Genomic DNA, 13,846 nt, shown 5'->3' with positions numbered 1-13,846 from the left:
CGAGCCTGATTCCGTCGATATTAGCCCTTGGTCCGGTGGAATAAAACGAGCTATAGTGAAAAGATATTTCCACCCTGCGGAAAAATCCCTTATGGACCGATTGACCCAGATCGAATTTTTTGTCCTGACGGCGGAGACAGGCAGTCTTTCGAAAGCGGCGGAGAAACTGAACATGTCGAACGCCGCGGCCAGCCGGACATTGAATGCGCTGGAAGAGCGGCTAGGCGCAAGGCTGGTGGAACGAACCACGCGCCGCCTCTGGTTGACCGACGCCGGGCGCGACTATCACCGCCGCTGCAGCACCATACTGGCGGAGATGGCCGAAGCGGACGCGGCTGCCGGCGACGCCGCGCTGAACCCGCGCGGCACGTTGCGGGTGACCAGTTCCGTCTCGTTCGCCATGATGCATATCGCGCCGTGGCTGCCTGAATTCAGCCTGCAGTATCCGGAACTATCGGTGCAGATCGTGGCGGCCAACCGGTATCCGGATTTCATCGAAGCAGGTATTGACGTGGCCATTCGCACGCGTGAATACGAAGGCGATTCGGGCATCACGGTAAGGCGTCTGGCCCAGACACGGCGGGTGCTGGCGGCGTCGCCCGGGTACCTCGCCAGGCACGGTCGTCCCAAGACACCCGAAGACCTTGCCGGCCACCGGATGCTTGTCTACAACCTCGCGCTGGATCCCTACGTGCTGCACCTTACGCGGGGAGAAGAAAGCCGCCATGTCCCGATCACCAGCGCACTCGATTCAAACGAAGGGCAGGTAATCTGCGCGGCGGGGTACGCCGGCATGGGTATCGTCATACAGCCGCTCTACATTGTTCACGACGACATTGTTGCCGGGCGTCTCGTACCCCTGCTCAAAGACTGGCAACTACCCCGTCTTACGATAAATATGGCTTACCAGAGCAGGCGGCACCAGCCGGCCAAGATTCGCGTCTTCACGCAGGCGTTGATCGATCGTGTCGAGCAGCTGGACCTTGCAAGAAAGTGGAGCGCACTGCCTCCATGAGCGACGGCACACCCCTGCTGCGATCATGCCGTCAAAAGCTTAAACACCGAGCATCTGTCTAGCGGCTGTTTCGGCCATTGCCAATGCTGCGTTAGCGTCGCGCATTGGACGTCCGCAGCCGCGCCCCGTCACGCGCTCGATCGTCTTCGTGTCACGCACGGTTGTCACGCGAAGCGCGCCTTTGAACATCTGACCAGGCGACGGCAGGACACACGCCTCAACGGTCACGTTCCCCTTGGTTTGTTTGAATGCCATGGCATCCTCCATGAATTTTCGCGGACCGCTTGGCGGAACGCGCATAAAAAAACAATCAATCCATATACTTCGTAGTGCTCTCTAGCGGCAACCTTCACATTGGTACGAGCACCGCTCGGTACGGCTCAATGAGCCGTACCGTTGATGGCCAGTCCCGCCGGGCGCGCTTCAAAACGATATTGAAGATGCGTGGGGTAGTGCACGTCGATCTTACGTACCAGACGGTCGATTTCATGCTTGAGTTCGTCGGCGCGACCGACTCCCAGCAAGTAACCCGCCTTGACCAGACCCTCACCAAACTTCTCGACCATCAGCGCTGCAAGCGCCGGCGTTTCTGCGCCACGAGCCACATCCTGCGCACGGTTTCCCGCATATCGCTGAATTTCTTCAATCAAGGCTCCAACGTCATCGGTCATGTTACCCCCGCTTTTTATAGTTTCGATGTCGCGACAACCGTCCTTTCTTCGGATCGCTCGTTATTGTTGATCTTCGACGGTAATGGCCGCGTCGAAAGAGCGCTTTCCAGCGTATAGGTTCTGTAAAAACGGCATGACTTTCCTCACGCCGGCTTCGGTGTCGGTCCGGTCAGGCTCAAGCGCGAGAATACGGGCAAAAGGAAGGAGCGGATCGAAATTGCGCTGGTGCAGTAGATGAGCGGCATGTCGGCGGCCGTTGCGCTGGCCCGCCTATGGTTGGCGTTTTATTCGCGCGCGTTTTGTGTCTTCCCCTTGCATCACCGTCTTGCCGTTGGTCAGCACTTCAGTAAGCGAACCGCGCAACAGATCGATAGCGCGCATCAACCGGCCGGGGACTGAACCATGGACGAACCAGACATCGACTCCCGTGCGAAAGTCAGTGGTCTCTATCACCTGGAGCGCCGGGCGATGCGCCGTGCGTTCCAGCATGTCCGGCGTAACGAGCCCGATACCAAGGCCACGCGCGACCAGAGACAATTGCAGCTCTGAGCCAAACGCTTCAACGGCGACATTGAATGGCACTCCCGCCGCTTCCATCGCCCGCCTTAACGCCGAACGCAACCCGCAGCCGTCCTGATTGAGTACCCATTCGTAACTCGCCAGATCCGCCAGTGTCATTGGCGTATCGGGCAGGCCGAGGGTCCGCGCCGCGACAATCACGGTCGGCAGGAACGCAAGGAGCGCAGCGTGCAACGTCTCGGGCGGTACGGTGCCGGACGGCATCAACACGATGGATGCATCAAGCGATGCCCGTTCGACACTCTGCAACAGAGCCGGTGACCAACCCGCTGTCACGCGCAAGGTAAGTCGCGGAAAGGCACCGCGCAGGAGGTCGACGGGCTTCTCGAGCGCCACTTCCGCCAGAAACGGCGGCATGCCAATTCTCAACTCGCCGGACGGCTCGCTTTCGGGAGAGGCGGCAAGCAGCAGATCGTCCACCGCGCGCAACACGGTGCGCGCCAGCGCATACACCTCGTTGCCCGCAGCGGTCGGCTTGAGCGGCTTGCTCTGGCGATCGAGCAATTCCGCACCCAGCATGCTTTCAAGGTTTTGCACGCGCCGCGTCAACCCGGGCTGCGTGAGATGGAGTTTTTCTGCGGCGCGCACCATCGAACCGCTGTCGACGACCGCAACGAACGCCTGTAGATCGCGCGTATTCAAACGGGTGCTCCAAATGGGGATTCAAAACGAGCGCTTAAACTATATCGCATAATCATTATCAACATATTTCAATTGCCGCATAGTAGATGCATCACTAGGATGGTTTCTCAGACCCCGTTTTGAGAAACCGTTCGATGAATCCCTCCGCAGAAAGTCCCGCCCGTGCCATCACCGCGCAGGAAGCCGACAGCCCGCACAGACTCACCGGGCCGCTGACAGTCTTCTTCGCGACGGCAGTCGGCGTGATTGTGATGAACCTGTTTGCCGCGCAAACGCTGACCGGCGCGATCAGCCGCAGCTTGCATCTCGCCCCTGAGTTCGCCGGCCTCGCCGCCATGCTGCCGCAGCTCGGCTACGCAGTCGGCCTGGTGTTGCTCGTGCCCCTGTGCGACCTGCTGGAGAACCGCCGGCTGATCGTGCGCACGCTGACGTGCGGCGCCGCTTTTCTCGCCATCGCGATGCTTACCGATTCACGCGTCGTGTTTCTGGTCGCTGTCTTCCTGGCCGGCGCCGCCTCCAGCGTGATCCAGATGCTGGTGCCCATGGCCGCTTCGATGGCGCCGGAAAGTCATCGCGGGCGTGCAGTCGGCAACGTGATGAGCGGCTTGATGCTCGGCATCCTGTTGTCGCGTCCGGCCGCCAGCATCATTGCCGGGTCAATCGGCTGGCGTGCTTTCTACGGGCTTGCCGCGGTGATCAATGCGCTACTTGCCGTCGTCCTCTACATGAAGCTGCCTGCGCGCGTGCCAGCCATCCCGACGCGCTACCCGGCGCTCCTGTACTCGCTCTGGACGCTGATGCGCACCGAGCCTGTGTTGCAACGGAACGCTGTATCGGCGGCGTTGGTGATGGGCGCGTTCAGCGCGTTCTGGACTGCGATCGGCCTGCGGCTCGTGCAACCGCCGTTCAGCTTCGATATGAATGGCGTCGCGCTGTTCGCCTTCGCCGGCGCGGCGGGTGCGATCGTGACGCCGCTCGCCGGCCGCGCCGGCGACCGCGGGTGGGGCCGCAGGACGTTGCTCGCCGGCCACCTGACCATGCTCCTCGCGCTTGTGGCAATCGGCATGGCGGGCGCGGGCTGGGGAGGCTTTTCGGCGGGAGCCCATCCGGTGCTGGCGGTTGCAATGCTTGTCGCGGGCGCGGCCGCGCTCGACGCAGGCGTTGTCACCGACCAGACCCTGGGGCGGCGGGCGATCAACCTGATGGATCCTGCTGCGCGCGGAAGGTTGAACGGTCTGTTCGTCGGGGTGTTTTTCGTCGGCGGTGCGTTAGGCGCAGCGCTTTCCGGTGCCGCGTGGGCGATGGCCGGCTGGACCGGCGTCTGTGTTGTGGGATTCGTTTTCACCGGCCTCGCTTTCGTTCTCCGGCTGACGCGGCGAGGCCAGTTGAACCAACATTGATGATCAACGATCCGCGAGTTTGCCCGAGATGGTTCGCACCAGCAGCGCACCGAGCACCAGACACGCGGCAACAAAATACAACCCCATGCGATTGTCGTGGGTGGTCACGTTGAGCCACCCCACCGCATAGGGCGAGACAAACCCCGCGAGGTTACCCACGCAGTTGATTCCCGCAATCCCGACCGCCACAGAGGTGCCGGCAAGGAACGACGATGGAATGCTCCAGAACAGCGACAGCGCCGACAATATGCCCGCAGCCGCCACGCTCAACCAGATCACCGCGAGTGTGGGATGGTGGCCCACGTACCCACTTGCAGCGAACCCGATCGCGCCGATCACCGCCAGCACGGAGAAATGCATCCGGCGCGAGCGGAAGCGGTCCGAGCTCATTCCGGTCAGCACAATCGCAGGGATGGCGACGAGATAGGGAATGGCCGATAACCAGCCTATGGTCGAGACGTCGCTGAGCCCCGAGTCCTTGATGATCGACGGCAACCAGAAGCTGATGCCATACAGGCCGATGATCTGGCAGAAATAGACGGCGCAGAGTTTCCAGATGTGGCGATCGGAAAGAATGGCGCCCAGGTTGTGATGTGTCGTCTTCTCGGAGTCCTCTCGATCGATCTCTCCGGTCACCTGGGCTTTTTCAGCCTCGGTCAGCCACTTCGCCTGCGTGGGCCGGTCGACCATCAGGGCAAGCACTGCTATGCCGCAAAGCAGGGCCGGAAGCGCTTCGATCAGGAACAGCCACTGCCACCCCGCCATCACGGTGGAATGGCTGAAGCTGCTGAGTACCCAGCCCGACAACGGACCGCCTACCACACCTGACAACGGGATCGCGATGTAATACACGCCCAGCGCGAAGCCCCGTTTTCTCGCGGGAAACCAATAGGTCAGATACAACATGATGCCCGGCGAAAAACCGGCTTCGGCCACGCCCAGGAAAAAGCGGGCGGTGTAGAACTGCATCGGCGTTTTCACCAGCAGCGTGAGCGCGGAAATAATCGCCCACGTGATCATGATGCGCGCGATCCAGAGACGGGCGCCAACCCGGTGCAGGATCAGGTTGCTGGGCACTTCAAAAATAAAATAGCCGATGAAGAAGATGCCCGCGCCCAGGCCATAAACAGCATCGCTCATGTGCAGGTCGTTCAGCATCTGCAACTTGGCGAAGCCCACGTTCACCCGGTCGAGATAACCGCACAGATAACACAGCACGATGAACGGCATGATGCGCCAGCTGATCTTGCGGTACACGTCGGTACGCGCCGCCGGCGCCACCAAAAGGGTTTCGCTGATATGGCTCATGTCTCCTCCGTCGCCCTTTGCCGGACGTTATAGAGTGCGGCCGGACGGACGTCCGGCCATCGATCAGGGATACTTATTATGATGCGAGTTTTTCGGCTGCGATCTCCACGCCGAGTTCCTTGCGGAACAGCGCCTCCATCTCGAGACGCACGCGCACGGCTTCCTTCGTGGAGTCGAAGGCCACATCGCTCCAGCGAACCGGTTGCCCTGCCGCTACCGGCCGCTGCAGCACCATGTTGTGCGCAAGGCCAATAGGCAACGCGCCGTGCAGCAGTGAGTCCACCGCGGGCATCAGCTTGCCGTAGACGGTGTGGCCGCCCTCGCCGTCCAGACGTTCGCCTGCTCGCAGGTCGCGCTTGGCGGTAGCCGCCACGTCGCCGTGGAATCCGGTAGTTGCACCCGTGGCCTCTCCCCGCACCGCGATGCTTGCAATCGATACCCCGAGTTCAAGGCCAATCAGGTGATACGGCTTATACATGGCGGCGAAACGCCCGCTCTTGTCAGTCTTCAGACCGTATTGCGCGAAGCAGTCGCGGACGTATTCGGAGGGAGCTTCAAATACCGCATAGACACCCCAGCGCAAGTCACGGAACACGGGACGTCCATCGCGTTCAAGCGACGACACCACTTCCACGCTGCCGCGATGCGGAAGGATTCCGCCCTCGGAAGCCGGGCGCAGCAACTCCGGCAGATCGTCGACGCCACAGGCAGGAAACGCCAGGCCGTCGGGAGGCGGGCGCAGATCGCACGCGTTCGATACCGCCGCCATTTCCAGCGCCGACTTCGTGCCGTCGAGGAAGGAGTTGAACATCTGCGCGTTGAAGTCGCCTGAAGCAACCTGCTCTTCCGTGAAGCCGTAGTAGCTCCAGACGGTGTCGGGAGTCGACTGGTGATAGACCGGCAAGTACTTGGTGCCCTTGCCCGCGCAGATGACTTCAAAACCGATCGTGCGAGCCCAGTCCACCAGTTCCGCAATCAATGCCGGCTGATCCCCCGAAGCCATCGAATAGATGATGCCCGCCTCAGCCGCGCGCCGTGCAAGCAACGGACCGGCGAGGACGTCGGCTTCAACGTTGACCATCACAATGTGTTTCTTGTGCTTGCAGCACAGCAGCGCGTGATGAATGCCCGCAGCGGGGCTCCCCGTTGCATCTATGACGATATCGACGTGGTCGCTTGCGATCATTGCATCGGCGTCGTCGGTGATGAAAGTCGAGCCGCTACGCAAGGCCTCCGCCCACGAACCGGCCGAGTAACGTGCTTCTTCCCAGCCTGCGCGTTGCATGGCGCTGCGTGCCCGGGCCGGCGACAGATCCGCAATGCCGACCAGATGAATGCCCGGCGTACGCGGCGCCTGCGACAGGTACATCGAACCGAATTTACCCGCGCCGATCAGCCCTACTCTGACGGGACGCCCGGCCTGGGCACGAGCTTCAAGCTTCGCAATAAGCGACATGCTGTCTCCTTTTTTCATACGGTTGAATCGCGGTTCGTCATGGCTCGTCATACCGGGATCGAGCCGCGCGCCTTCGTCGGGGAAGAACATGAAGCCAAAGATAGCAGCCAACTTTTTGCAATAGAATGGGCAATTCAACAACCGCGCTGTGCAAAAATTCCCATGCGAAGATTTGATTGGGATTCCCTGCAAGCTTTCCTCGCTGTCGCTCGCGCGGGACGTCTCACTGTCGCGGCGCAGCAAATGGGCATTGACCATTCCACGCTGAGCCGGCGCGTGGCGTCGCTTGAAGCAAGCATCGGCGTGCAGTTGTTCGAGCGGCGGTCGGTCGGCTTTCTGCTGACACCCGAAGGCGAACGCCTGATGACCGATGCCGAGGCCATGGAGAGTCTGGCGCTGCGTATCAACGCGCGTCTGGGCGATCCGTCAGTCGGCCTGACGGGAACGGTCAGGGTCGGCACGCCTGAAGGATTCGGCACTTACTTTCTTGCGCCGAGGCTTGCGAAGCTCACGGCCATGCACCCCGACCTGGAGATAGAACTGGTCGCCAATCCGCGAACGTTCAGCCTCTCCAAACGCGAAGCCGATATTGCGGTGACCATGACGCGCCCGAGCCAGGGCCGCGTTTATGCCCACAAGCTCAACGACTATTCGCTCGGGGTGTATGCAGCGCCCCAGTACCTGGATACGCATGCGCCCATCAAGACGTTCCAGGACATCTTCAATCATCCGTGGATTGGTTATGTCGAAGATCTGATGTGGAGCGCTGAGCTCGATTACTTGTCGCAGATCTCCACTTCGCTCACGCCGTCCGTGCGTATTTCGAACGTCATCAGCCAGGCGGCAGCGGTGAGCGGCGGCGCGGGCATTGGCGTATTGCCATGCTTTATTGCGCGCATCGATCCCACCCTTGTTCGTATTCTCCCGGATGAAATTTCGCTTAGCCGCTCTTACTGGCTGGTCTCGCATGCGGACTCGCATGATGTAGCGCGAGTCAAGCTGATGGCGGATTTCATTCGCGCCGAATGCAGCGCGTCCGGATTGTTCTGGGTGGCATAACGCCACCTGAAGGCCACCTGAAAATCTAAAGCTCTCGCATCGCATGCGCCGCTGGCGCGCACTGCGCATCACACGGACTATTGCAACACGGTCGCCGTCAAGCTGGTGATGAAACTGGCGCACGTGGCTTATGAAGAACGGGAGGTCGAGCCCGCACAGGACTCAAGTTCGCCGCAGCACGCGGCGAATGCACCGAGGGGGCTTGCATGACCGGCATGATTGATCTGCGCAGCGATACCGTGACGCGCCCGACCGATGCCATGTGGGCCGCGATGCAAGAAGCAACGCTTGGCGACGACACGGTGGAGGGCGACGCAACCGTCCAGGCGCTGGAACAGGAAGCGGCAGCCTTGCTCGGGAAAGAGGATGCTCTCTTCGTATGCAGCGGCACGATGGGCAATGTCCTCGCCACACTCGTTCACGCGAACCGCGGCGGCGAAGCCGTCCTCGACCAGCACGCGCACATGGCCAACTCGGAAGGCGGCGGCGTCTCGCGGCTCGCGGGCCTGTTCTGTCGCACGATTGCCTCGCATCGCGGGGAAATGGACCTGGACCTTCTGAGCGACAACGTCCGCGGCGGGTATTCACGCTACGGCGAACCAACGGCCATGGTCGCTATCGAGACAAGTCATAACGCTGCGGGCGGTTGCGTTCAAGGGCTCGACTATTTTTCTCGGGTAGCGGGCATTGCACGCGAGCGTGGCGCGGCGGTCCATCTGGATGGCGCGCGTCTGTTCAACGCGGCGGTAGCGCTGGGTGTCGAAGCCCGCGAGATTGCCCTGCATGGCGATAGCGTCACGTTCTGCCTGTCAAAAGGACTGAGCGCACCAATGGGTTCGGTGTTGCTCGGCTCGCGTGAATTCATCGAACGCGCAAGGACGCTGCGCCGGACCATTGGTGGCGGACTCAGGCAAGCGGGCATCATGGCCGCTGCCGGTCTGGTCGCGTTACGGACCATGCCCGCGAAGCTTGCCGATGATCATCGACGCACCCTGATGCTTTGGGAAAGGCTACGGGAAAACACGCGCGTGGAGACTGACCGTCCTGCGCCGCAAACTAATATCCTGCGGCTCGCGGTACCGGACGGCCGCGCGGAAGACCATGCACGATGGCTCGCGACTCGGGGCGTTGCAGTGCGGGCGAGCGGCCGGCAAGCGATGCGTCTTGTGATTCACCGGCATATTGACGATACGGCTATCGACACGGTGAGCAATGCGTTTGAGGCACTTCCAGGGTAATGATTCGGATCACGAAGCATACCCCTTGCGTCATCTAACGCGCCCGCGATTCGCCATACGTCACGGGATCCAGGCTGCATGCGAGACCTTGCCAGTCGACATTGCCGGCCTGCCATCGAGCCGCATTTTCGTCGGCTATACGTTGGTATAGCTGCAGTGCCGGGCGGTCGTCCAGATGCCCGGTATCTTGTCCGAGATGTTCAAGCAGAAGCTGGCAGCGCAGCGCTCGCACCACGTCACGATCCCACACCGTTGCATTCATCTCGCTGTGTCCACACAGGGAATTGGCGTGCAGGTTGCACGAGCCGATCGTCGCCCACTCGTCGTCGACCAGCATGATCTTCGCGTGAACGTAGACGTATGCCCGAGCGCCGGATTGCGTTCGCCCGGCGATGCCCGTCAGCGTGAAATGCTCGTATTGGCCGAGTGCTTCCAGCCGGTCGAAAAACGGCTTGCGCTCGGGACGTTGCCGCCACAGACCCAGATATTCCTCGGGCTCACCCGGCACGAGAAGGACGACCTGCACGCCTCGTTCAAGCGCGTCCTCGAGCGCGAACGCAATCTCGGGCACCGGGAGCGCCTGATTCTCCAGGTAGATCGTGCGGCGGGCCGCGTTGAGCGCCAGCAGGTATTGATGGGTGATCGACCGCTCGCCGCCGGCGATGTCATACGCAGCGCTTCCAGGCGCAGCATGAGGGTCGCCATAACAACCCGCATGCACGTTGCGCTGAATCTGGACGACGCTGCTGCCTCGTGCATCGGACAGGTCGTGAGGGAAGGGCAAACACTCCCCGCTGTCATGCCCCCATACTCCCAACGCCATGTTCCGCTCGCTTGCCTCATTCCATCGCTGCACGAAATTGTGATGCACGTCGCTAGCGGACGGCCCTGTGACCTCGACATAGATATCGTGGCGTTGCCCTTCACCCATGTGACCCGGTTCGACCGCCGCAAAAGTTGGATTGATCCCGCCGACAAAAGCCGTTTCCGATTGCCCGCCCGCATCGATCAGCCAGATCTTCTGGTGATGACAATAAGCGAGAGGAGCACGGTCCCAGCGAGCGCGAAAACGCGAGCCGCGTACGGCGAGCAGATCGAAGTCCGCAGTTGTGCCGGCGAACATCTGCCCGTATCCACTGCTCTCCGGGTTGGGCCGCCAGAAAATCACACGAACGTCCACGCCTCGTTCGACCGCGCGGTCGAGGACATCGAAAATCGAGCCGCGTCCATCCGGCATCTGGAAATCCGTGGCGATGAAAGTGACCGTGATCCAGACGCTGTGCCGCGCGTGCTCCACCGCTTCGCAAATCCGGCGGAAAGCCGGGCCGCTATCGATCAAAGGCCGGACCCGATTCCCTCCCCGCCTCGGATAGGATCCGTGCGCGATGAACGGAATGTGTGGCGCGGCTTCAGTGGTGGCGGGCGCGTCATGTTGATCCATCGGGGACTCCTTATCCGCGCTGTCGGCCGTGTTTGAAATGGGCAGGTCACGATACCGGAAATCCGTGACACGGCAGAAAGCGGACACTATCGCGCGATCTCGTCGAGACGATGTGCTTCGCCTTCAAGTGAGCGCAGGTTGACCGGCGGCCAGCTCCGCAAAACGCGAGGCGGACACGGCGGGACTGAACAAGAATCCCTGGCCCTTGATGCATCCGTGTTCAACCAGAAAGCGCCGCTGCATCTCTGTCTCGACACCTTCAGCGATGACGTCAAATTTAAGCGCATCCGCCATGGCAATGACAGTGAGGGTGAGCGCCTCGTACTCGGTATCGCTACCGATTTCTTGAACAAAAGCTCGGTCAATCTTGATTCGGTCGATACTAAATCGCTTGAGATAGCTCAAGCTGGAGTAGCCCGTTCCAAAATCATCTATTGCTATGGTGACGCCCAATTTTCGGAGGTCCCGAAGCACTCTCGCCACCTCGTCAGGATCGCGCATCAACGCGCCTTCCGTGAGCTCAAGTTCCAGCATGCTCGCGGGTAGCCTGGCCGCATCGAGGGCTTCACACACAGTCTTGACCAGGTTGGAGCGCTCCAACTGCAACGGCGAGACATTGACAGACATGCGGATGCAGTCTATCCCCTCGTCGAGCCAAACCCTCACCTGGCTGCAAGCCGCCCGGATTACCCAATCACCAAGTTTCGAGATCAGCCCGACCTCTTCCGCGAGCGGAATGAACACTGTCGGAGCGATATTGCCCAGCTCGCTGTCGTGCCAGCGTAAAAGTGCTTCTGCCCCGCAGAGGCGACCGGTGACCATATCAAATTGGGGTTGGTAATCCAGGTATAACGCGTCGGTATTGACAGCGCGACGCAGCTTGGTAGATAGCGTTAGTTTGTCGGCTGCGAAGCTGTTCAGTTCCGAGCGATAGTATTGGTATCCATTACGCCCGTTTTCCTTGGCGAGATACATTGCGGCATCGGCATTGCGAATTAAGGTGTCAGCATCGATACCGTCTTGCGGGAACGTGCTAATCCCAATGCTAACCTCGACATACAGTTCATGCTCCGCAATGCGAAGCGGTTCGGCCATCGAGGCAAGCAGTCGTGCGACCATCGGCCCAAGCTGCGCTCCGCCTGATCGTTCAGCAATGACCATAAATTCATCCCCGCCGTAGCGGGCGACGAGGTCGGTGGAACGCACCACGCGGCGCAAGCGTTCGGCCATCTGTGCCAATAGCGCATCACCTACACGGTGCCCAAGCGAGTCGTTCACCTGCTTAAACCTGTCAAGGTCGACAAACAGGACCGACACTTCACCGCCCGAGCTGCGTGCCCGGACGATAGCTTCGTTTAACCGATTGTCCAGAGCCGCGCGATTCGGCAGGCCAGTCAAACTATCGTAATGTGCTTGATGCTGCAGTTCCGATTGGTAGTTCACGAGAGCGGTGACGTCGCTCATGACGCCGACATGGTGCGTAACCCTTCCATCGCCATCTCGAACCGGTGCAACCAGGACGTTGTTCCAGAACAGCTCGCCATCTTTCTTGATACACCGAAGAGTAACGTTGGCTTCAATACTCTTGTCCAGTGCGTCACGCACTGCGTGCCATTTCTCCGGCTCCCCTGCAATTCCAAACAGGATGTCGCAGCCAACACCCACGACCTCGTCCTTTGCATAGCCCGTGATGCGCTCAAAGGCCGAGTTGGCATACAAGACGACATGAGTGTTGTTGCCGGGCTCGGTAATGACAATCCCGTTAACGCTTGCATCCAGCGCACGGCTCTGCAACCGTAGCGCGAGTTCGGCATGCCGTCGCGCGGTAATATTCTCGTACGCCGTAAGGACGCCGGTAACCGCCCCGTCCTGGTCGATAAGGGGTAACTTGGTTTCGGAAATCCATTGCTTCGACCCATCTACCGCATTGACTTCCCGCTCAAAATGCTTCTTGCTGAGTGCGCCGGCCATGACTTGAACGTCCTCGGCTTGCACTGCTTTCGGGTCATCACCCCAGCGTAAGGCCCAATCAGTAAGACCTGCGAGGTCCGCGCGCGAGGTCAAACCCGCATCATGAGCGTACACCTCGTTGCCGCCGCCATAACGATGTTCTGCGTCCTTCCAGGCTATACCGTGAGGAATGTGGTCGAGGACGTACTCGAGTGTTTGCTTGGAGCGAAACAGGTCAGCCCGCGCCCTGTCCGCAACGAGCCACGCAAGCCGAAGCCGTTGAGCGCTTCGCGCGTTTCTGAGTATGAGCGCGAGAAGAATCAAGGATGCGGAAAGAGCCGAGCCCAGAAGCACGCTGGAGGTTCGCTTGGTATCGAATGTTGCGCGACTCACTGTCGCGTCGACCGCCGCATCGGCATCCACGCGTATTTCGACCACCTTCGCGACGACGCTATAAAAAAAGGCGTCGAGTTCCGCTAGCGCAGGGTCACTTAGCTTTACGCTGCCGAAATGAAGCGATACCCGTGTCGCGACCGCCTCACTTTGCTCCGAAAGGGTATGCACCATCCGGTCCAACTCGTCCAAATGACCGATGCAACTAGTCCGGGACTTGCATCCCTCTCTGGCCGCTCGGGTCAGCGCAGTAACCTGGTCCGAGGGAAAGATGTAAGGAGCCCGGGCATAAAATGGACGCGTTCCGACGCGCGTATAGAGCTCCGCATGCTCTTCGAGTAACAACTGCTGGAGCGCGTCAAGATTGTGTTTGACTTTACCCGATGCTTGCAACGCGGCAAGCGCGCCGTTCTGCTCCTGCGTCTGGCGCGTAGCCAGGACGGTGTTCAACCCAATGGCGGAAAGAATAAAAACTACCGCAAGAAAAGTCAGTACCTGAGTCCGGCGGGACACTGAGCCCTTGAGTTCGGCTGTGCGGGTACCCTCGCGATACTTCTCGAACATCTCGCCAGTTGCAACATCGGCTTGCTTCACTTCAACCGCCTATTAGCCCATCACGTCGTCGGTATAACGGACGAAACTGAGGATTCTTGAGGCGTCTTGCTGACAATCGAGCTGCAAATCTCTTCAGCGC

At 60.4% G+C, this 13,846-nt stretch carries 11 protein-coding genes; 4 read left to right on the top strand and 7 right to left on the bottom strand.

What is annotated here, in order from left to right:
• Positions 1-91 precede the first annotated feature (91 nt).
• Entirely contained in the window at positions 92-1,015 is a 924-nt protein-coding gene (locus tag AWB69_RS14455) for a LysR family transcriptional regulator (protein ID WP_062085754.1), read from the top strand.
• A gap of 39 nt (positions 1,016-1,054) precedes the next feature.
• Here the strand turns inward: AWB69_RS14455 and AWB69_RS14450 are convergent, their stop codons facing one another.
• From AWB69_RS14450 to AWB69_RS14440, 3 genes are all read right to left on the bottom strand, one after another.
• Positions 1,055-1,270 carry a hypothetical protein gene (locus AWB69_RS14450; RefSeq protein WP_062085752.1) on the bottom strand — a complete coding sequence of 72 codons (216 nt, stop codon included), beginning with the start codon at positions 1,268-1,270 and terminating at the stop codon, positions 1,055-1,057.
• A 125-nt stretch (positions 1,271-1,395) separates the two neighbouring features.
• Positions 1,396-1,686: a hypothetical protein gene (locus AWB69_RS14445; protein ID WP_082913401.1), complete on the bottom strand. Its 291-nt coding sequence runs from the start codon at positions 1,684-1,686 to the stop codon at positions 1,396-1,398.
• A 270-nt stretch (positions 1,687-1,956) separates the two neighbouring features.
• A complete protein-coding gene (locus AWB69_RS14440) occupies positions 1,957-2,907 on the bottom strand; it encodes a LysR family transcriptional regulator (protein WP_062085748.1) in 951 nt (316 codons plus the stop codon).
• 134 nt (positions 2,908-3,041) lie between these two features.
• Between AWB69_RS14440 and AWB69_RS14435 the strand changes: the two genes are divergently transcribed.
• Positions 3,042-4,307, top strand: coding sequence for an MFS transporter (locus AWB69_RS14435; RefSeq protein WP_062085746.1), 1,266 nt, complete (start codon positions 3,042-3,044; stop codon positions 4,305-4,307).
• 3 nt (positions 4,308-4,310) lie between these two features.
• Here AWB69_RS14435 and AWB69_RS14430 read toward each other — a convergent pair whose 3' ends face one another.
• Both AWB69_RS14430 and AWB69_RS14425 read right to left on the bottom strand, forming a co-directional pair.
• Positions 4,311-5,615, bottom strand: a complete 1,305-nt coding sequence (locus AWB69_RS14430) for an MFS transporter (RefSeq protein ID WP_062085744.1) — start codon at positions 5,613-5,615, stop codon at positions 4,311-4,313.
• Between the two features lie 76 nt (positions 5,616-5,691).
• Complete coding sequence (locus AWB69_RS14425) at positions 5,692-7,071, bottom strand: NAD(P)H-dependent oxidoreductase (protein ID WP_062085742.1); 1,380 nt, start codon at positions 7,069-7,071, stop codon at positions 5,692-5,694.
• A 162-nt stretch (positions 7,072-7,233) separates the two neighbouring features.
• Between AWB69_RS14425 and AWB69_RS14420 the strand changes: the two genes are divergently transcribed.
• Both AWB69_RS14420 and AWB69_RS14415 read left to right on the top strand, forming a co-directional pair.
• Positions 7,234-8,130, top strand: a complete 897-nt coding sequence (locus AWB69_RS14420) for a LysR family transcriptional regulator (protein ID WP_062085918.1) — start codon at positions 7,234-7,236, stop codon at positions 8,128-8,130.
• Positions 8,131-8,336: 206 nt separating this feature from the next.
• Entirely contained in the window at positions 8,337-9,368 is a 1,032-nt protein-coding gene (locus AWB69_RS14415) for a threonine aldolase family protein (RefSeq protein WP_062085740.1), read from the top strand.
• A 34-nt stretch (positions 9,369-9,402) separates the two neighbouring features.
• Here AWB69_RS14415 and AWB69_RS14410 read toward each other — a convergent pair whose 3' ends face one another.
• Both AWB69_RS14410 and AWB69_RS14405 read right to left on the bottom strand, forming a co-directional pair.
• Positions 9,403-10,809, bottom strand: coding sequence for a phospholipase D-like domain-containing protein (locus AWB69_RS14410; RefSeq protein WP_062085738.1), 1,407 nt, complete (start codon positions 10,807-10,809; stop codon positions 9,403-9,405).
• Between the two features lie 123 nt (positions 10,810-10,932).
• The gene (locus AWB69_RS14405) at positions 10,933-13,746 is read right to left on the bottom strand and encodes a putative bifunctional diguanylate cyclase/phosphodiesterase (protein ID WP_062085736.1); all 2,814 of its coding nucleotides are present in this window, start codon (positions 13,744-13,746) and stop codon (positions 10,933-10,935) included.
• Between the last annotated feature and the right edge of the window lie 100 nt (positions 13,747-13,846).

Origin of the sequence: Caballeronia udeis (genome assembly GCF_001544555.2) — a bacterium.
Taxonomy (GTDB): Bacteria; Pseudomonadota; Gammaproteobacteria; order Burkholderiales; family Burkholderiaceae; genus Caballeronia; species Caballeronia udeis.
This window is presented reverse-complemented; position numbering and strand designations above follow the sequence as displayed.

What these genes read in the sequence shown, in the direction of transcription:
- AWB69_RS14430 (WP_062085744.1), bottom strand. Translation starts at nt 5,615, where the DNA reads ATGAGCCATATCAGCGAAACCCTTTTGGTGGCGCCGGCGGCGCGTACC.
- AWB69_RS14455 (WP_062085754.1), top strand. Translation starts at nt 92, where the DNA reads ATGGACCGATTGACCCAGATCGAATTTTTTGTCCTGACGGCGGAGACA.
- AWB69_RS14445 (WP_082913401.1), bottom strand. Translation starts at nt 1,686, where the DNA reads ATGACCGATGACGTTGGAGCCTTGATTGAAGAAATTCAGCGATATGCG.
- AWB69_RS14420 (WP_062085918.1), top strand. Translation starts at nt 7,234, where the DNA reads ATGCGAAGATTTGATTGGGATTCCCTGCAAGCTTTCCTCGCTGTCGCT.
- AWB69_RS14425 (WP_062085742.1), bottom strand. Translation starts at nt 7,071, where the DNA reads ATGTCGCTTATTGCGAAGCTTGAAGCTCGTGCCCAGGCCGGGCGTCCC.
- AWB69_RS14410 (WP_062085738.1), bottom strand. Translation starts at nt 10,809, where the DNA reads ATGGATCAACATGACGCGCCCGCCACCACTGAAGCCGCGCCACACATT.
- AWB69_RS14415 (WP_062085740.1), top strand. Translation starts at nt 8,337, where the DNA reads ATGACCGGCATGATTGATCTGCGCAGCGATACCGTGACGCGCCCGACC.
- AWB69_RS14435 (WP_062085746.1), top strand. Translation starts at nt 3,042, where the DNA reads ATGAATCCCTCCGCAGAAAGTCCCGCCCGTGCCATCACCGCGCAGGAA.
- AWB69_RS14450 (WP_062085752.1), bottom strand. Translation starts at nt 1,270, where the DNA reads ATGGCATTCAAACAAACCAAGGGGAACGTGACCGTTGAGGCGTGTGTC.